Annotated in this window: 9 protein-coding genes; 3 read left to right on the top strand and 6 right to left on the bottom strand. The window is 72.4% G+C overall.

What is annotated here, in order from left to right:
• Position 1: 1 nt before the first annotated feature.
• The 3 genes from FF041_RS31435 to FF041_RS31425 all read right to left on the bottom strand — a co-directional run bounded on the left by FF041_RS31435 (position 2) and on the right by FF041_RS31425 (position 8,326).
• Complete coding sequence (locus FF041_RS31435) at positions 2–3,748, bottom strand: UvrD-helicase domain-containing protein (RefSeq protein ID WP_323393251.1); 3,747 nt, start codon at positions 3,746–3,748, stop codon at positions 2–4.
• A gap of 256 nt (positions 3,749–4,004) precedes the next feature.
• Positions 4,005–7,814: a UvrD-helicase domain-containing protein gene (locus tag FF041_RS31430; protein WP_323393249.1), complete on the bottom strand. Its 3,810-nt coding sequence runs from the start codon at positions 7,812–7,814 to the stop codon at positions 4,005–4,007.
• Between the two features lie 167 nt (positions 7,815–7,981).
• Positions 7,982–8,326: an MGMT family protein gene (locus FF041_RS31425; protein ID WP_153526048.1), complete on the bottom strand. Its 345-nt coding sequence runs from the start codon at positions 8,324–8,326 to the stop codon at positions 7,982–7,984.
• A 215-nt stretch (positions 8,327–8,541) separates the two neighbouring features.
• Here FF041_RS31425 and FF041_RS31420 point away from each other — a divergent pair, with 215 nt between their 5' ends.
• From FF041_RS31420 to FF041_RS31410, 3 genes are all read left to right on the top strand, one after another.
• Positions 8,542–11,556 (top strand): lysylphosphatidylglycerol synthase domain-containing protein, encoded by a 3,015-nt coding sequence (locus tag FF041_RS31420; protein ID WP_323393247.1) that lies wholly within the window; start codon positions 8,542–8,544, stop codon positions 11,554–11,556.
• 221 nt (positions 11,557–11,777) lie between these two features.
• Positions 11,778–13,382 carry an alpha/beta hydrolase gene (locus FF041_RS31415; RefSeq protein ID WP_153525905.1) on the top strand — a complete coding sequence of 535 codons (1,605 nt, stop codon included), beginning with the start codon at positions 11,778–11,780 and terminating at the stop codon, positions 13,380–13,382.
• Between the two features lie 88 nt (positions 13,383–13,470).
• On the top strand, positions 13,471–15,090 hold the full coding sequence (locus FF041_RS31410) for an alpha/beta hydrolase (protein ID WP_153525904.1): 1,620 nt from the start codon (positions 13,471–13,473) through the stop codon (positions 15,088–15,090).
• Between the two features lie 225 nt (positions 15,091–15,315).
• Here the strand turns inward: FF041_RS31410 and moeZ are convergent, their stop codons facing one another.
• The 3 genes from moeZ to FF041_RS31395 form a co-directional block, all read right to left on the bottom strand.
• Entirely contained in the window at positions 15,316–16,494 is a 1,179-nt protein-coding gene (gene moeZ, locus FF041_RS31405; protein ID WP_323393245.1) for an adenylyltransferase/sulfurtransferase MoeZ, read from the bottom strand.
• A gap of 63 nt (positions 16,495–16,557) precedes the next feature.
• Positions 16,558–17,445, bottom strand: coding sequence for a spherulation-specific family 4 protein (locus FF041_RS31400; RefSeq protein ID WP_323393243.1), 888 nt, complete (start codon positions 17,443–17,445; stop codon positions 16,558–16,560).
• The gene (locus FF041_RS31395; RefSeq protein ID WP_153482005.1) at positions 17,433–18,401 is read right to left on the bottom strand and encodes an NAD-dependent epimerase/dehydratase family protein; all 969 of its coding nucleotides are present in this window, start codon (positions 18,399–18,401) and stop codon (positions 17,433–17,435) included. The genes FF041_RS31400 and FF041_RS31395 overlap by 13 nt, the downstream gene beginning before the upstream one ends.
• Positions 18,402–18,554: the final 153 nt, after the last annotated feature.

The following is an 18,554-nucleotide window of genomic DNA, read 5'->3' as shown; positions in this document are numbered from 1 at the left end:
CCTAACGGTCGCCGGGGACCGTATCGCCTTCCGTCCCGCCCAGCAGGATGCCCTCCAGGGCGGCACGGCCGGGCAGGGACCGGGGACGGACGACCTCGCCGCTCCGTACGAACACGAACGCGGCGTCCACCTCCTCAGGGGGCAGGCCGTGCTGCTCGGCCCAGGCCAGCCGGTAGACGGCGAGCTGGACGGGGTCCGCGTCATGGGTGCGGCTGGTCTTCCAGTCGACGATCTCGTAGCGGTGGGAGGGGCCTGCCGCCGCGGTGGGGGCGGGGGTGCGGTAGACGGCGTCGATACGGCCCCTGATCACCCGGCCCGCGAGGGTGATCTGGAAGGGCGTCTCGACCCGGTAGGGGGTCCGGCGGGCGTACGGGGTGCGCTCGAACGCCTCCTTGAGCGCGGCGAGGTCCCGCTCGTCGGAGATCTCGGCCACATCGGGGCCGGTGGTGTCGCCGCCGGGCAGCTCATCGGGATCGAGCAGGGGCAGCGGCACCTCCTCGAACCGGGATTCCACCCAGGCGTGGAACCGGGTGCCCCGCCGGGCGGCTGGCTGCGGGGGCCGGGGCATGGGCCGGGCCAGGTCCTTGGCGAAGCCGTCGGGGTCGGCGGCGAGACGCATCAGCTGGGACGCGGTGAGGGAGGGCGGAAGAAGGACGTCATGACTGGCGGCGCGGGTGTGACGGAGCTCTCGGGCGAGGGAGAGCAGATCGCGGTCCCAGGAGGCGATGGCACGCAGGTCCTCGGGGGTGGCGTGCCGCCCGGCCGACGGACCGTCGTGGTCCGGCTCCGGGGGCAGGGGCACCCGACCGCGCGCGGACCCGACCGGGCCGGACGGGCCGACCAGCCCGGACGGACCGGACGGGCCGCCCTGCCGGGGCAGCTCGACAGCGGATCGCGGGCCGTCCGCGAGCGGGCCCGAAGACCCTCCGTCGCCGTCCGGGACCGCCGCGAAGGGGTCCGGCTCGGGAGGCAGATCACGGAGGTCCGGCTCCGGAGGCAGATCATGAAAATCATCCGGCGGCTCATCGGAATAGTCCGGCTCGTCCGGGAAAGCGAAGGGGAAGAGATCGCTCGGCGGCACGGACGCATACGCCGCCTCCAGGGCCTCCAGGGCCTCCAGGGCCTCGTCGGACCCCGAGGACTCCGAGGGCCCCGAGAAGGCCGAGGGCCCCATCGGCTCCGGGAACCCTGACAGGTCCGGCGGCTGCGGCGCCTCCGGGGCGGACGACCGCTCCCCGAGCCCGCCCCGCGCCCGGCCCCGCTCCCGCTCCAGATGCGCCAGCACCGTGTCCCGGGCCCGGCGGCGGCGGTCCAGGGAGACGGAGTCCAGCGGCAGCGGCCAGACCCGGTCCGGGCCCGCCTCCAGCAGATGCGGGTTCTCCGCGTCCGCAGACGGCTCCTCCGCCCAGACCTCGATCTCGCCGTAACCCGCCGCACAGTGGTCGTACAGCGCCTTCAGAAACGACGACGGCCCCCGGCTGCGCTTCTGGGCCGGTCCCCACCAGTGCGCCGAGCCCAGGAGCAGGGAGCGGGGACGGGTGAAGGTGACATAGCCGAGACGGAGCTCCTCCGTGTGCTGATGCGCCTTCATCGCGTCCTTGAACGCCTTCAGGCCCTTCGCGTCCCATGACCCGATGTCCGGGAGCGTGCCCGCGTCACCGCGCAGGGCGTGCGGCAGCACCCTGGCGTGCGAGGTCCAGGACTCGCGGGGCTGCTCGCTCGGAAAGTGCTTGGCGGTCAGACCGGGGACCGCCACCACATCCCACTCCAGCCCCTTGGACTTGTGCGCGGTCAGCACCTTGACGGTGTTCTCGCCGCCGGGCAGGGCATTGTCCAGGCCCTTCTCGAACTGCGCCGCCGTGCGCAGAAACCCGAGGAACGCCAGCAGCGACGCCTCGCCGTCCAGAGCGGCGAACCCGGCCGCGACGTCGAGGAAGTTCCCTAGGGTCTCGCGGCGGCGCGCGGCCAGGGCGTGCGGCGAAGCGGAGAGCTCCACATCGAGGCCCGTCGTGGACAGCACCCGGTGCAGCACGTCCATCAGCGGGTCGGAGAGGGAGCGGCGCAGGTCGCGCAGCTCCCGGGCGAGATGGGCGAAGCGGACCCGGGCCTCGGCCGAGAACGGCAGACCGTCCTCCGCGCCGGCCCCGTCGAGGAAGGTGTCGAGCGCGTCGGCGAGCGAGATGACCTCGGCCGGGTCGGTGCCCTCCACGGCGGCTGCGAGTCGCTGGTCGGCGTCGGCCTCCGGGTCCGAGGCCCGGTGGACCAGCAGCCGGGCACGCCGCCCCAGCAGGGCCAGATCCCTGGGGCCGATCCGCCAGCGCGGCCCGGTGAGCAGCCGCACCAGGGAGGCATTGGCCCCCGGGTCCTGGAGGACCTCGCAGACCGCGACCAGATCGGCGACCTCGGGCAGATGGAGCAGCCCGGAGAGGCCCACGACCTCCACCGGGACGTCCCGGGCGACCAGCGCTCCCTGGATCTCGGCGAAGTCGCCCGCCGTACGGCAGAGCACGGCGATCTCGCCGGGAGCCTTGCCCGTGCGCACCAGGTGCGCGATGGAGTCGGCGAGCCACGCGATCTCCTCCGTATGGGAGGGCAGCAGGGCGATGCGCACCGATCCGTCGCGCTCGGCGCCGGGAGCGGGACGCAGCGCCTCGACGCCTTCGTGCATGGCGCGCAGGGGGGCGGCCAGCCCATTGGCGAGCTGGAGCAGCCGTCCGCCGCTGCGGCGGTTCTCACTGAGCGAGAACCGGGTGGCGGGAGTGCCGTCGGCATGGGGGAAGTGCTCGGGGAAGTCGTCGAGATTGGCGACGGAGGCGCCACGCCAGCCGTAGATGGCCTGGCAGGGGTCGCCGACCGCAGTGACGGCATGGCCGGCGCCCTGGCCGAAGAGCCCGGAGAGCAGCAGCCGCTGGGCGACCGAGGTGTCCTGGTACTCATCGAGCAGGACGACGCGGAATTCGTCCCGCAGGATCGCCCCCACGGCGGGCCGGGTGAGCGCCAGCTCGGCGGAGAGCGCTATCTGGTCGCCGAAGTCGAGCAGCTCGCGGACGCGCTTGGCCTCGCGGTAGCGCCTGGTCAGTTCGAGCAGCTCACGGCGGGCGGACGCCGCCTCGGGGATCTTGCGCAGATCCGCGTTGGAGAGCTTGGCCTCCGCCAGCGCGCGGAGCACGTCGGTGTCGTGGTCGTCGAGCAGGCCGGGGCGCACCAGGTGCTCGGAGAGCTCGGCGTCCAGCGCGAGCAGATCGCTGACCAGGGAGGAGAAGGAGCGGGTCAGCGCCGGATACGGGCCCGGGGCCTCGCGCAGCACCCGGGCGGCGAGCTGGTGGCGGGTGGCGTCGGCGAGGAGGCGGGCGGTCGGCTCCAGACCGATGCGCAGTCCGTGGTCGGCGAGGAGCTGCCCGGCGAAGGCGTGGTAGGTGGAGATCCGGGGCTCACCGGGTGGATTGTCCGGGTCGATCGCATCGGGGTCGGTCACCCCCGCCCGGACCAGCGCCTTGCGGACCCGCTCGGCCAGCTCGCCCGCGGCTTTGTTGGTGAAGGTGAGGCCGAGGACCTGCTCGGGGGCGACCTGACCGGTCCCCACCAGCCACACCACCCGCGCGGCCATGACCGTCGTCTTCCCCGACCCGGCTCCGGCCACGATGACCTGCGGGGCGGGCGGCGCGGTGATGCAGGCCGTCTGCTCCGGGGTGAAGGGGATCCCGAGGAGCTCCTTGAGCTGCTCGGGATCGGTGATACGAGCGGTCACATCCACAAAGGTAACGGCGGGCGCCGACAACCCGGTCCGCCTGTGGATAACTCCCGGCGGTGCCCGCAGCTCCCGGCCGTGCCCACAGCTCCCATGGCCCTTCGGCCGACAGCCCGGCCCGGCCTGGCCCGCCCGCGGACGGCTCCCGGCCGTGCCCAGCCTCCGTGCCCTTCGGCCTGCCCACCCACGGACGGCTCCCGTCCGTGCCCGCGTTCCCCTGCCCTTCGGCCGACGACCCGGTCCGCCCGCGGACGGCTCACTCCACGATGTGCCGTCCCTCCGGCTGCGCGCTGCACGAAGCGCGGAACGAGCAGTTCGCGCAGTGCTGCCCGGTGGACGGGGTGAAACGTTCTTCCAGGACCCGGCCCGCGGCGGTGGCGAGCAGCTCGCCGATCCACTCCCCTTCGAGCGGCTGCTGCGCCTGCACCTTGGGGAGCGTGTCGCCGCCCTCCTTCACGGGGGCGGGCTGCCGCAGATGGACGAGTTCGGCTCCGCCGGGCCGCGGGCGGCCGTCGAACGCCTCGTCGAGCGCGCCCTCGCGTACGGCCAGCTGATAGACCGCGAGCTGCGGGTGGTGGGCGACCTCCTCGCGGGTGGGGGCCTGTTTGCCGGTCTTGAAGTCCACGACGTAGGCACGCCCCTCCGCGTCCTGTTCGACGCGGTCCATGGACCCCCGGATGCGTACCGCGTACTCCCCCGCCTTAAGGGTGACGTCGAAGTCGCGTTCGGTGGCGGTGGGGGCACGGCCGCCGCGGTCCATCACATGCCAGCGCAGAAAGCGCTCCAGGGCGGCGCGGGCGTGCTCCTTCTCCTGCTGCGACTTCCAGGGGGCGTCGAAGACGAGTGCGTCCCAGACGGAGTCGAGACGTTCCATGAGGACGGCGAGATCGGCCGGGGTACGGCCGGACGCGACCTCGTCCGCGAGCACATGGATGACGTTTCCGAAGCCCTGGGCGGCGGTGGCGGGGGCGTCGGCCTTGACCTCGCGGCCCAGGAACCACTGGAGGGAGCAGGTGTTGGCGAGCTGGTCCAGGGCGCTTCCGGAGAGGGCGACGGGCTGGTTCCGGTCGCGCAGGGGCTCCGGGCCGTGGGTGGGTTCGCGCAGCCCCCACCACTGGTCGGGGTGCGCGGCCGGCGCCAGGGGCATGCCCTCGTCGTCGGTGAGCGCGGCGAGCCGGGCGAGGCGCTGGGCGGCGGCGTCGCGCAGTACCGGGGACGCCTGGGGGTCGACGGTGGTGGCCCGCAGTTCGGCGACGAGAGCGGCGACGGCGAGGGGGCGGCGGGGCCGGCCGGTGACGTCCTTGGGCTCCGCGCCGAGCTCGGTGAGAAAACGGGAGGGCTGGTCACCGTCGTCGGCGGGAGCCTTGACGGCGGTGACGACCAGGCGCTCACGGGCGCGGGTGGCGGCCACGTAGAAGAGCCTGCGCTCCTCGGCGAGGAGCGCGCCGGGGGTGAGCGGCTCGGCGAGGCCGTCGCGGCCGATGCGGTCGGCCTCCAGCAGCGATCCACGGCGGCGGAGGTCGGGCCAGAGGCCCTCCTGGACGCCGGCGACGACGACAAGGCTCCATTCAAGGCCCTTGGAGCGGTGCGCGGTCATCAGACGCACGGCTTCGGGGCGGGTCTCGCGGGTCGAGAGGGTGTCGGCGGCGATGTCCTGGGCCTCGATCTCCTCGATGAAGTTGAGCGCGCCCCGGCCGCCGATGCGCTCCTCGGCGCGGGCGGCGGTGTCGAAGAGGGCGCAGACGGCGTCGAGGTCGCGATCGGCGTTGCGCCCGGCCGCGCCGCCGCGCAGGGCAGCCCGCTCCAGACGGGTGGGCCAGCTGGTGCCGCTCCACAGCCCCCAGAGGGCCTCTTCCGCGGTGCCGCCGCGTTCGAGCAGCTCACGGGCGGCCCGGAGGAGATCGCCGAGCCGCTGTGCGCCGAAGGCGTAGGAACGGTCGTGGGCGATGAGCCGCTCGGGCTCGGCGAGGGCGCGCGCGATGAGCTGATCGGAGGGCGGAGGCACCCGGTTCCCGGCCGCCCGCTCCTCGTCGCGGAGGGCCCGCCCGAGCCGGCGGAGGTCGGCGGCGTCCATGCCGGCGAGGGGGGAGGTGAGGAGGGTGAGCGCGGTCTCGGTGTCGAGCCAGGGGGTGCCCCGCTCTCCGGACCCGGGCCCGGCGGCCTCCGCCCCCTCGGCACGGGAGCCCTCGCCTGCGTCCGGCGGCCCGTCGCCGTCGCCGTCGGTTCCGGATACGGCCACGCCGCCATCGGTTCCGGAAACAGCCATGCCGTCCCCGGTTCCGGATACGGCCGCACGCTCCGGCGCGGAGTCGGCCGGTGCGGACTCGGACAGGGGTACGGGCCCGGGCTCAACCACGGACGGGGATACGGACTCGGGCTCGGACTCCGCCACCGGCAGGGGCACGGACTCGGACTCGCCCACGGACTCGGACTCCGCCACCGACCCGGGTACGGGCTCGGACACGGGCTCGGACACGGGCTCGGACACGGGCTCGGACACGGGCTCGGACTCGCCCACGGCCAGGGACACGACCTCCCGCTCGCCCACCGGCAGGGACCCGACCTCCCGCTCGCCCACCGGCAGGGACCCGACCCCCGCCTCCGCCGCGCGTGCGGACGAATCGGCGCCGGACTCCTCGCCCCCCGGGAACGGCCCCCGGTGCCGAGGGAACGCCGTCGCCGCCGTCGCCACCGCGCGGAGGGCCGTCAGCAGCGGCGCCACCGCCGGCTCATGGCGCAGCGGCACATCCGCGCCGTCCACCTCCAGGGGCACGCCCGCCGAGGTCAGCGCCCGGCGGATCGCCGGTATGGTGCGGTTGCCCGCGCGGACGAGCACCGCCATCTCATGCCACGGAACCCCGTCCTCCAGATGAGCCCGGCGCAGGATGTCCGCGACGTTGTCGAGCTCCGCCGACGCCGTGGGGAAGGTGTACGTCTCGACCGCGCCGCCCTCGCGCGTCGCCGCCAGCTCCCGATGGGCCCGCGCCTTGTCCACGGAGAGCCGGGGCAGCGGCATTCTGCGGGTCAGCAGACGGGTCGCGGCCAGCAGCTCCGCCCCGCTGCGCCGGGAGGTCGTCAGGACCGCCACATCCGCCGGTCTGCCGTCCGGATGGCGGAAGGCGTCCGGAAAGTCCAGGATCCCGTTCACATCCGCGCCCCGGAAGGCGTAGATCGACTGGTCCGGGTCGCCGAACGCGACCAGGGTCCGGCCCCCGCCCGCCAGCGCCCGCAGCAGCCGCACCTGAGAGGGGTCGGTGTCCTGGTACTCGTCGACGAAGACCGCGTCGTACGGGAAGTCCAGCGGCGACGCGGTCCGCTCGGCCAGCAGCACCGCCCGGTGCACCAGCTCCGCGTAGTCGAGCACGCCCTGCATATCCAGGATGTCCAGATACTCCGCCAGGAAGGACGCCGCCGCCTTCCAGTCGGGCCGCCCGGTGCGCGTCGCGAAGCGGTCCAGCGCCCCGGGCCCGAGCCCGAGCTCGCGGCTGCGGGCCAGCACGGCCCGCACCTCATCGGCGAAGCCCCGGGTGGTCAGACAGGCCCGCAGCTCGTCCGGCCAGTGGTTGCGCGCCAGCCCCTCCGCCTCCAGATCGATCTGGCCGGTGAGCAGCTCCCGTACGGTCACGTCCTGCTCGGGACCCGACAGCAGCCGCAGCGGCTCCGCGAACAGATCGGCGTCCTGGTGCGCGCGGACCAGGGCGTAGCAGAACGAGTGGAAGGTGGTCGCCCTCGGCCCCCGGGTGCCGCCCAGCCGCAGCGCCATCCGGTCCCTCAGCTCCACCGCGGCCTTGCGGCTGAAGGTGAGCACCAGAATCCGCTCGGGGTCGGCTCCCGACGCCACCCGCGAGGCCACGGCCTCCACCAGTGTCGTGGTCTTTCCGGTGCCCGGACCCGCGAGCACGAGCAGCGGACCGGCTCTGTGGTCGACCACCGCGCGCTGCGCCGCGTCCAGTACTGGGTGAACCACGGCACCCGGCGGCGTACGCACCAGCCGGTACGCGCCCGGGGTCCGCCGCGGTACCTGTCGCTGGTACGGCGTACGCCCGGTGGTGGAGAAGGAGCTCACGTGGATCGTCGGTCCTGGTGGGTGCGCTGGTGCTGAGGGAGCGGTCCGTGCCGCGTGCTGAAGACGCTACGCCAGTGCACGGCCGGGGCGCGGCGGGACCGCCGCATCCGGTGCGTACTCCGTACGGTCCTGTGGACGCCCGCCCCGCCACCGACTGGCCGAAGCTGTCATATGTGAGAGCCCTCACCGTCCCAGCGCGCCCGCTTCATATCGAGACGCGGCAGATGTCCCTCGGCGCCGCGCGGGGCCTCGCGCAGCGGTGTGCTCTCGGACCGGTACTCCGCGAGGGCGCTCAGCTCGTGCCCGGGCAGCAGGACTCCATCGGAGCGGACCACGCGCCACCAGGGCACGGCCGCGCCGTACAGCGCCATCACTCTGCCCACCTGGCGCGGGCCGCCCTCGCCCAGCCACTCGGCGACATCGCCGTAGGTCATCACCCGTCCGGGCGGGATCAGCTCCGCGACCTCCAGCACCCGCTCCGCGTAATCGGGAAGCTCTTCCATCCCGCCCATCCTGCCGCACAGCACCGACAGCCCCAGGCGTTCTGTGGACGACGACCAGCGGTGCAAAATGGGTCTCACCGGGCGAAGTGGCGAAAAGCACAACGCTCATGGCCCCCTCATTCCCCCCTGATTCCCCCGCCCGACGCCCGGTCATGCCACCATCGTGCGGGCGGTGACTGGTGATACGAGATCAAGAAGAGACCGAGACGGCGAAGGAGCGGGGCGTGCAGCCTGGCAGGGCGGCGAGCACCCCTGAGTCCCAGCCGTACCCGGAACACGGCCCCGGTTCAGGGCGCGGCCCGGACCCGGAGAACGGTCCGGCCCCGGAGAACAGCCCGGGTACGGGAGACGGTCCCCGCACGGGAGACGGCCCCCGCACGGGAGACGGCCCCGGCGCGGAAGACGGCCCCGGCGCGGAAGACGGCCCGGGCGCGAAGCGCGCGCCCGGCGGCGCCGACGAGCAGGACCCCGGCTCGGACGAGAAGACTTCCTTGACCAAGAAGAAGCCGGCGGAGAAGCCTCGGCCCACCGCCGCCGACCCCGCCGCCGACTCCGCCGCGGACAGCTCGGACGACGGCTCGGACGACGGCTCGGATGACAGCTGCCCCGTCGTCCCCGACGTCACCAGCATCGACCGCGTCTCGGGCGACGAACCCCTGCTCGCCGCACGTGTCCACCGCCCCTCCGACCTGCTGCGCCTGCTCGTCGGCATCCTCGCCATCGCCGTCGTGCTCGCCGTCGCCTCCTTCGCCCTCGGCACCACCGCCGGTCTTGAGAAGGACATCAGCAAGGGCACCGGCCAGGCCCCCGACCTGCTCGTCAAGATCGCCGGCCTGGTCTCCTCCATCGCCGTCCTCCTCGTCCCCGTCGCCTTCGCCATCGAACGGCTGATCAAACGCGACGGACTCCGCATCGCCGACGGCGTGCTCGCCGCCGTGCTCGCGCACGGCGTCACCCTGGCCACCGATCTCTGGGTCGCCAGGGCCGCGCCCAGCACCCTCCAGGACGCGCTCACCCAGACCCAGAGCAACGGCGGTCTCACCGACCCCGTCCACGGCTATCTCGCACCCGTCATCGCGTATATGACCGCCGTGGGCATGGCCCGCAGACCCCGGTGGCGCGTGGTGCTGTGGGTGGTGCTGCTGCTCGACGCGTTCGCGATGCTGGTCGCCGGGTACACCACGCCGTTCTCGATCATCCTCACCGTGCTGCTCGGCTGGACCGTCGCGTACGGAACGCTCTACACCGTCGGCTCGCCGAACGTCCGCCCCACCGGCCAGACCCTGCTGGCGGGCCTGCGCCATGTCGGTTTCCATCCGGTCACCGCGATGCGCGCCGAGGATGTGCCCGGCGGGCCCTCGCCCGGCCCGGCCGAGCAGAACGACCGGGGCCGCCGCTATCTGGTCACCCTGGAGGACGGGCCTCCGCTCGATGTCACCGTCGTCGACCGCGAGCAGCAGGCGCAGGGCTTCTTCTACCGGGTCTGGCGGCGGCTGACGCTGCGCTCCATCACCACCCGCCGCTCGCTCCAGTCGCTCCGCCAGGCGCTGGAGCAGGAGGCCCTGCTGGCGTACGCGGCGATCTCCGCGGGTGCGAACGCCCCCAAGCTGATCGCCACCTCCGAGCTCGGCCCCGACGCCGTGATGCTGGTCTACGAGCACCTGGGCGGGCGCTCGCTGGACGCCATGGCCGACGACGAGATCACCGACGACGTGGTGAGCGGGGCCTGGCGGCAGGTGAAGGCGCTCCAGTCGCGCCGTATCGCGCACCGCAGGCTGAACGGCGAGGCGATCCTGGTGGATCGTTCCGGCAAGGTGATCCTGACCGATCTGCGCGGCGGCGAGATCGCCGCCGGCGATGTGGTGCTGCGCATGGACATCGCCCAGCTCCTCACCGCCATCGGGCTGCGGGTGGGCGCCGAGCGCGCGGTGGCGACCGCCGTCGAGATCCTCGGTCCGGACGCGGTCGCCGACTGTCTGCCGCTGCTCCAGCCGATCGCCCTGACCCGTTCCACCCGGGCCACGCTGCGCAGGCTCGCCCGCGAGCGCGCGGACCGGGAGCGGGAGGCGGTGCTCGAAGCCTCCGCCGCCGCCAAGCGGGCCCGCGCGGAGGTCTCCGCGAAGGCCGCCGAGGCATCCGCCGCCGACCGCAAGGCCGTACGCAAGTCGGAGCGCGCCGAGAAACAGGCCGAAAAGCGCGCGATGGACGAGGCCATGGACGAGGCGCGCGAGGAGGATCTGCTCACCCAGATCCGCCATCAGGTGCTGCTGATCAGACCCCAGGCGCCGGTGGAGCCGGTCCGTCTGGAACGGATCAGACCCCGGACGCTCGTCAGTCTGATCGCCGGAGCCGTCGCCGCGTACTTCCTGCTCACCTTCATCGCGGGCAATGACTTCAGCACCGACTTCAGCCATGCGCACTGGGGCTGGGTGGCCACGGCGGCCGTGTTCTCGGCGCTCAGCTATATGGCCGCGGCGATGAGCCTGCTGGGCTTCGTACCCGAGCGGGTGTCCTTCCTCCGGACCGTCGCGGCGCAGGTCGCCGGTTCCTTCGTCAAGATCGTCGCTCCGGCGGCGGTCGGCGGTGTGGCGCTGAACACCCGGTTCCTCCAGCGCGCGGGAGTGCGCCCGGGGCTCGCGGTGGCGAGCGTGGGCGCGTCGCAGCTCTTCGGCCTCGGTGCGCACATCCTGCTGCTGCTGACCTTCGGCTATCTCACCGGTACGGAGAAGACCCCCTCGCTCAACCCGTCCAGAACGGTGATCGCGGGGCTGCTCACGGTCGCGGTGCTGGTGCTGGTGGTGACCGCGATCCCGTTCCTGCGGAAGTTCGTCGCCACCCGGCTGCGGTCGCTGTTCGCCGGGGTGGTGCCGCGCATGCTCGATGTGCTTCAGCGGCCGGGGAAGCTGCTCACCGGCATCGGCGGGATGCTGCTGCTGTCCGGTGTGTTCGTGATGTGTCTGGACGCCTCGATCAGGGCGTTCAACGACGGCGAGCAGCCGCTCAGTTACGCGAGCCTCGCCGTGGTCTTCCTCGCGGGCAACGCGCTGGGGTCGGCGGCTCCGACGCCCGGTGGTGTGGGCGCGGTGGAGGGCGCGCTGATCCTGGGCCTGTTCTACGCGGGGGTGCCCAAGGAGGTCGCGACGCCCGCGGTGCTGCTGTACCGGACGCTGACGCTCTGGCTGCCGGTGCTGCCGGGGTGGTTCATGTTCAACCATCTGACGCGCAAGGGCGCGCTCTAGACCGCGACCGGACGGGGGCGGATCCGGATGGCCCGCGCCCCCGCCCCCGTACGGCGCGCGCCCTCCTCCCTTGGACGGCGCGCGCTCCCCGCCCCCCGGACAGTGCGCGCGCTCCCGCCCCCCGCACGGCGTGCGCCCCCACCCCGGACGGTCCGCCCGCACAACCACCCGCATGGCCCCCCGCACGGGCACCCCACTCCGCGGCGGCGCACGATGGTGGCATGCCGACCACCTCCTCCGCCCTGCGCACCGTGGCCTTCGCCGCCTCCCTCACCGTGCTGCTGGCCGCGGGCTGCTCAGACGGCGGCGGCCAGGCCCGGGGCAGAGGCGAGCTGCGGAATCCGGTGCCGAGCACCGCGTCCGGCGAGACCGGGCTGAAGCGGCTCGCGGCGCAGAAGCTGAAGTGGCGTGAGTGCCCGGCTCCTTCCGAGGCCGAGGGCGGCGGCCCCACCCCCTCCCCGCTGCCCGGCGGCACCCCCTGGGAGTGCTCCTTCATGGACGCGCCCCTGGACTACGCCGAACCCGACGGCGAGACCATCGAGCTGGCCCTGATCCGCGCCCACTCGGTCGACCAGCAGAAACGAATCGGCTCGCTGATCTTCAACTTCGGCGGACCCGGCGGCTCCGGAGTCGCCGCGCTGCCCGGCTTCGGGCCGGACTTCGCCGATCTGCGCACCCGCTACGACCTGGTGAGCTTCGATCCGCGCGGGGTCGGCCGCAGTGTGCCCGTGGAGTGCGAGGGCAACCGGGAGCTCGACGCGTTCTACGCCAGAGACGCGACACCCGACGACAGCGCCGAGGAACAGGCCCTCCAGAAGAGCCAGAAGTCGTACACCGACGCCTGCGAGAAGAACTCCGGCACCGAACTCCCGCATGTCGGCACCACCAGCGCCGCCCGTGATCTGGATCTGATGCGCCAGGTACTCGGCGACGGCAAGCTGCACTACTTCGGGATCTCCTACGGCACCGAACTCGGCGCCGTCTACGCGCACCTCTTCCCGGAGAAAGTCGGCCGCGCCGTGCTCGACGCCTCCGTGGACCCGACCAAGACGGCCGAACAGTCCTCGCTCGGCCAGGCGAAAGGCTTCCAGCTCGCCTTCACCAACTTCGCGCGGGACTGCGTCGAGCGCGCCGAGAAATGCCTGATCCCCGGCAACTCCGTGACGGAGGTCCAGAACTGGGTCATCGATCTGCTCCAGCGGCTCGACGAGAAGCCGATCCCGGGCATCGGCGAGCGGAAGCTGACCCAGACGCTGGCCACCACGGGCATCGCGCAGACCCTGTACTCCAAAGAATTCTGGAAGTACCTGGAACAGGGTCTGGACGAGGCCGACGGCGGCAACGGCGGGCTGCTGCTCACCTTCGCCGATCTGATGAACGGCCGCGACCAGACCGGCCACTACGACAACAGCATGGCCGCCAACACCGCCATCAGCTGCGCCGACTTCAATGACCGGTACTCGCTCGCGCAGACCAAGGCGAAGCTGCCGGAGTTCCGCGCGGCGTCGCCCGTCTTCGGCGACTACCTCGGCTGGGGACTGACGAGCTGCGACGGCTGGCCGGTGCCCGGCGCATGGAGCCACCCCGACGTCTCGGCGCCCGGCGCCGCGCCCATCATCGTCATCGGCAGCACCGGAGACCCGGCGACGCCCTACGAGGGTACGAAGGCGATGGCCGCCGCTCTCGGCGAAGGGGTCGGCATCGTGCTGACGTACAAGGGCGAGGGCCACGGGGCGTACAACGGCGGCAACAAGTGCGTACGGGAGAACGTGGACGGCTATCTGCTGGAGGGCAGGGTGCCCGCTTCGGGGACCGTCTGCGAGTAGCCCCCATCAGGCCCGGGGCGTCCCCCCGACCGGCTGTCAGTGCCGCTGCTTAGGATGGCTGAGCACATCGGAACTGTGGGGGGACGCGATGACCATGAGGGTACGGGCGGGGGCTCTGGCCGCTGCGCTGGTGCTGCTCGCCGGGGCGGCCGTGGGCTGTGGCGCGGACTCCGACGGGGACGACGCTCCGGGCTCGCAGGGGAAGAACGGCTCGGCGCCCGCCTCCTCCCCCGCCGGTGAAACGGGCGGTGAAACGGACGGTGAAGCGGACGAGGGCGCGGCCGGGGAAGCGCTGCCCGCCGCGCTCACCGGGCAGAAGCTCGCCTGGAAGCGGTGCGCGGCCCCGGTCAAGGCATACGGCAGCTATGCCGAGCGGCCCGGGAAGCAGTGGCAGTGCGCCACCCTCAAAGCCCCGCTCGACTACCGCGAGCCCTCCGGCGAGACCATCGGCATAGCCCTGGTCCGCGCCCGGGCTCAGGACTCCGCCGGGCGCATCGGCTCCCTGCTGTTCAACTTCGGCGGACCCGGCGGCTCCGGAGTCGCGGCGCTGCCCGGCGGCGGCGATCAGTTCAAGACCCTGCACAGCCGCTATGACCTGGTCAGCTTCGACCCGCGCGGGGTCGCAGAGAGCTCCGCCGTGGTCTGCCGCGACAGCGAACAGACCGAAGCCGCCCACCAGATGGACCACAGCCCCGACACCGCGGCCGAGGAGAAGGCGTTCCTCAAGACCTCCGCCGCGTTCGGCGCGGGCTGCGCCGAACGGTCGGGCACCGTGCTCCCCCATGTCGGCACCGCCAACACGGCGCGCGACATGGATCTGATACGCCAGGTCCTCGGCGACGACAAGCTGCACTATCTGGGCTTCTCCTACGGCACGGAGCTGGGCGCGGTCTACGCCCATCTCTTCCCCGCCAAGGTCGGCCGCCTGGTCCTCGACGCCGTCGTCGATCCCACCGCCGACTTCGCCGGAGGAGCGCGCAACCAGGCCCTGGGGTTCCAGCGGGCCCTGGAGAACTACTTCAAGAGCCGGGACATCGGCGCCGAGGACGGCACCGACCGGGTGGTGCGGCTGCTGAAGAAGACGGACGGCGAGCCGCTGCCCACCGACTCGGACCGCGAACTCACCGAGACCCTCGCCCTCACCGGAATCATCCAGGCGCTGTACTCCGAGGAGCAGTGGCCGTATCTCACCGATGCGCTGAAGGAGGCGGAGAGCGGCGAAGGCACCCAGTTGCTGGCGCTCGCCGATTCCTACAACAACCGCGACGACCAAGGCGAGTACGCCACCCAGGATCACTCACAGCGCGCCATATCCTGCGCCGACAGCAAGGGCAGGCCGACCGCGGCCGAGGTCAAGTCCCGCTATCTGGCGGACTTCACCGAGGTCTCCCCCGTCTTCGGCCCCTATCTGGCCTGGGACCTGGCGGGCTGGTGCGCCGACTGGCCGGTGCCCGGGGCATGGGACGACCCGGAGGTCTCCGCGAAGGGCGCGGCCCCGATCCTGGTCGTGGGCACCACCGGCGACTCGGCCACCCCGTACGAAGGTGCGCGGAAGATGGCCGATGAGCTGGGCGACGGCGTCGGAGTGCTGCTCACCAACAAAGGCGACACCCATGGGGCGTACGGCTCCGCGGAGTGTGTGACGGAGACGATCGACGACTATCTGCTGAAGGGCGAGGTCCCGCCGAGCGGCAAGACCTGCTCCTAGCCAGGCCGTGTCTGCAAAGTCCCGCTGCCAAGTCCCGTCTGCCTGCCGTGCCCTGGCACCGCACCGAGCTCAGCACCGGGCTCAGCGTCGGCACCCACTCCGTCACCGCACCGAGGCCGGCGTCGGCACCCACTCCGGCGGCTCACCGCGCCCCCACGCGGGCGGGAAAGGCGGAGGCCCCGGAACACGATCGCGTTCCGGGGCCCGGCAGAGGGGATCAGCGGGTCAGTAGACCGGCTTGTCCGGCTCGATCTGGTGGACCCAGCCGATCACTCCGCCGCCGACGTGCACCGCGTCGGCGAATCCGGCCGACTTCAGCACCGCGAGGACTTCCGCACTGCGGACACCCGTCTTGCAGTGCAAGACGATCTTCTTGTCCTGCGGCAGGCTCTCCAGAGCCGTGCCCATCAGGAACTCGTTCTTGGGGATCAGCTTCGCGCCCGGGATCGAGACGATCTCGTACTCGTTGACCTCGCGGACATCGATGATCTCGATGTTCTCGCCGTCGTCGATCCACTCCTTGAGCTGCTTGGGAGTGATCGTGGAACCGGCCGCCGCCTCCTGGGCCTCCTCCGACACGACGCCGCAGAACGCCTCGTAGTCGATCAGCTCGGTGACGGTGGGGTTCTCGCCGCAGATCGCGCAGTTCGGGTCCTTGCGCACCTTGACCTGGCGGTACTGCATCTCCAGGGCGTCGTAGATCATCAGCCGGCCGACCAGCGGCTCGCCGACACCGGCCAGCACCTTGATCGCCTCGGTGACCTGGATGGAGCCGATGGAGGCGCAGAGCACACCGAGGACGCCGCCTTCGGCGCAGCTCGGGACCATGCCCGGCGGCGGGGGCTCCGGGTAGAGGCAGCGGTAGCAGGGGCCGTGCTCGGACCAGAAGACGGAGGCCTGACCGTCGAAGCGGTAGATGGAGCCCCAGACGTACGGCTTGTTCAGCAGCACGCACGCGTCATTGACCAGGTACCGGGTGGCGAAGTTGTCCGTCCCGTCGACGATCAGGTCGTACTGACCGAAGATGTCCATCACGTTCTCGGCTTCGAGCCGCTCTTCGTGCAGGACGACATTGACATACGGGTTGATGCCGAGGACCGAGTCCTTGGCGGACTCGGCCTTGGAGCGGCCGATGTCGGACTGACTGTGGATGATCTGGCGCTGGAGGTTGGACTCGTCCACCTCGTCGAACTCCACGATGCCGAGGGTGCCGACACCGGCCGCGGCGAGATACATCAGGGCCGGCGACCCCAGCCCTCCGGCGCCCACACAGAGCACCTTGGCGTTCTTCAGCCGCTTCTGCCCGTCCATCCCGACATCCGGGATGATCAGGTGGCGGGAGTACCTGCGAACCTCGTCAACGGTGAGCTCATCAGCTGGCTCGACCAGGGGTGGCAGCGACACGGGGACTCCGTTGCGTCGATAAGTCAGTACGGTTGTTCCCTGGTAACACTGCCACGCGTCTCCTCATTCCGAGACACCCGGTCCGATCCGCGAGACGATTTCGTCCCAGTAGCCGGGCAGCGTCTCATAAGGACCGATCCGTACCTTCTGACTCTCCGGACGGTCCGGCCCGCCGAGGGGGCGGCCGGGCCCGCCGACGCGGTCGGCCCGTCCGCCGATCCGGCCCGTCCCTCCGCCGAGCCGGTCCGTCCGGTCGGTGCGGTCCGTGAAGAAGACCGTGCCGGCGCCCTGCCAGCGGGCGATGCGGATGGCTCGTTCCAGGCGGGTGCGCGGCACCCCGTGGACGAAGTGCGCGAATCGCTCCGGCGGATGGTCCGCCGTCCACGGAGCCGCCTGTGACCAGCGGTACTCCGTCCAGGGCCCGGAGAAGGTCACCAGCTGATCGGCGGCCTCCGCATAGCCGGGGTAGGGGTGCGAACCGTGCCCGAGGACCAGGAACCCGCCTTCGAGCACCGCTTCCAGGGTCGCCGTCGTACGCCGTACCGCCGCCAGGGCGGCGCGCTCGACCGGGGCCCGGTCCAGCAGAAACCCGCCGACGCGGTACCACTCCAGATAGCGCTGGGCGTCCGTGATCACCTCGCCGAAGGGACGCTCGCCATGGGCGAGGTCGAGATGGCCGAGCACCCGTACACCCGCGTTGTTCAGCCGTCCGGCCGCCGCGAGACAGTGCGGGTCGGGGCGGTCGCCGGGGCCGCCTGCGACATTGAGCACCACCCAGTGGAGCGGGGCGCCCGGCCGGGTCAGCCCCGCCCATTCGGCGGGCGCGAGCAGCGGATGCGCATAGCCGGGGACGCCGAGGCCGAGCCTTCCCCAGCCCCCGCCCCCGCCCCCGCCCGGGGAGACGCCCTCGGGGGCGGAGCGCGGGGCGCCGGCGGTGGTCAGATGCGACACGCCGCCTCCATCCAGATATCGGCGAGGGACTCCTCCAGGTTGATCCGGGGCCGCCAGCCGAGCCGGTCGCGCGCGGTGCGGACATCGGCCTGCTGCCAGTTGCCGCAGCCGTCGGGGTAGGGGACCGGGGTCGCGGCCAGATGTTCCAGCACCGATTCGGAACGTGGTGCTCCGATTCCGGGGCCGCCGGATCTGCCGGGCGGGGTGTCCAGTTCATGGAGCGCTCCCGCGTAACCGGCGACCCTCGCCAGTACGGCGGCGGCGTCCCGGAGCCGTACGGCGCGGCCGGTGCCGATGTTGACGACGCCCTGTGCGGCGGAGAGCGACGCCGCGTGCACCGCCCGTGCGACATCGCGGACATCGACGAAGTCACGCTGCACGCCCAGCCCGCTCAGCTTCAGCTCGCCGTCGCCGGACTGCATGGCGCGGCGCATCGCCTCAGCGAGCCGGCCGAGCGGGGATCCGGCGGGGGTGCCGGGTCCGACCGGCGAGAAGACCCGCAGCACGACGGCGTCCAGACCGGAGCCGAGCACCAGCTCGGTGGCGGCGAGCTTGCTGACGCCGTAGGGGCCGCCGGGCCTCGGAATCGCGTCTTCCGCGGTGGAGGAGCCCTGCTGGGACGGCCCGTACTCGGAGGCGCAGCCGAGCTGCACGAGCCGGGCGCCGCAGCCGCTGCGGCGCAGCGCCTCGCAGACGGTGGCCACGGCGACGGTGTTGTGCCGGGTGAGATCGCGGGCGCCGCCCCGGGTGGCTCCGGCGCAGTTGATGACGACGCCGGGGTGGACGGCGCTCAGAAAGCGGGTGAGCGCTCCCGGGCTGCCTCCGGCGAGGTCGAAGCGGACGTCGGCGTCATCGCCGCGGCCGAGGGCGGTGAGATGGACGGCGGGGTCGGCGAGCAGCCGGTCGGCGACGAACCGGCCGAGGAAACCATTGGCTCCGAGCAGCAGCACCCTCATCGCGCGCCCCCTCTGTACCGACGGGCCAGGAGGGGGGATTGGCGGGTCATGTCGTCTTCTCCTCAGGGGTTCTCAGGGAACTCAGCGGCCCAGGGGGCTTGAGGGGGCAGTGCGGCTGCTGTTGCCGGAGTACGTCCACTCCGGGGTGGGTCG

Source organism: Streptomyces jumonjinensis (assembly GCF_009600885.1).
In the GTDB taxonomy this organism is placed as follows: domain Bacteria; phylum Actinomycetota; class Actinomycetes; order Streptomycetales; family Streptomycetaceae; genus Streptomyces; species Streptomyces jumonjinensis.
Note: the sequence above shows the minus strand (reverse complement) of the source record. Positions and strands in the feature narration are given on the sequence as shown.

What these genes read in the sequence shown, in the direction of transcription:
- FF041_RS31425 (WP_153526048.1), bottom strand. Translation starts at nt 8,326, where the DNA reads ATGGGCGGGATGGAAGAGCTTCCCGATTACGCGGAGCGGGTGCTGGAG.
- FF041_RS31415 (WP_153525905.1), top strand. Translation starts at nt 11,778, where the DNA reads ATGCCGACCACCTCCTCCGCCCTGCGCACCGTGGCCTTCGCCGCCTCC.
- FF041_RS31410 (WP_153525904.1), top strand. Translation starts at nt 13,471, where the DNA reads ATGACCATGAGGGTACGGGCGGGGGCTCTGGCCGCTGCGCTGGTGCTG.
- FF041_RS31395 (WP_153482005.1), bottom strand. Translation starts at nt 18,401, where the DNA reads ATGAGGGTGCTGCTGCTCGGAGCCAATGGTTTCCTCGGCCGGTTCGTC.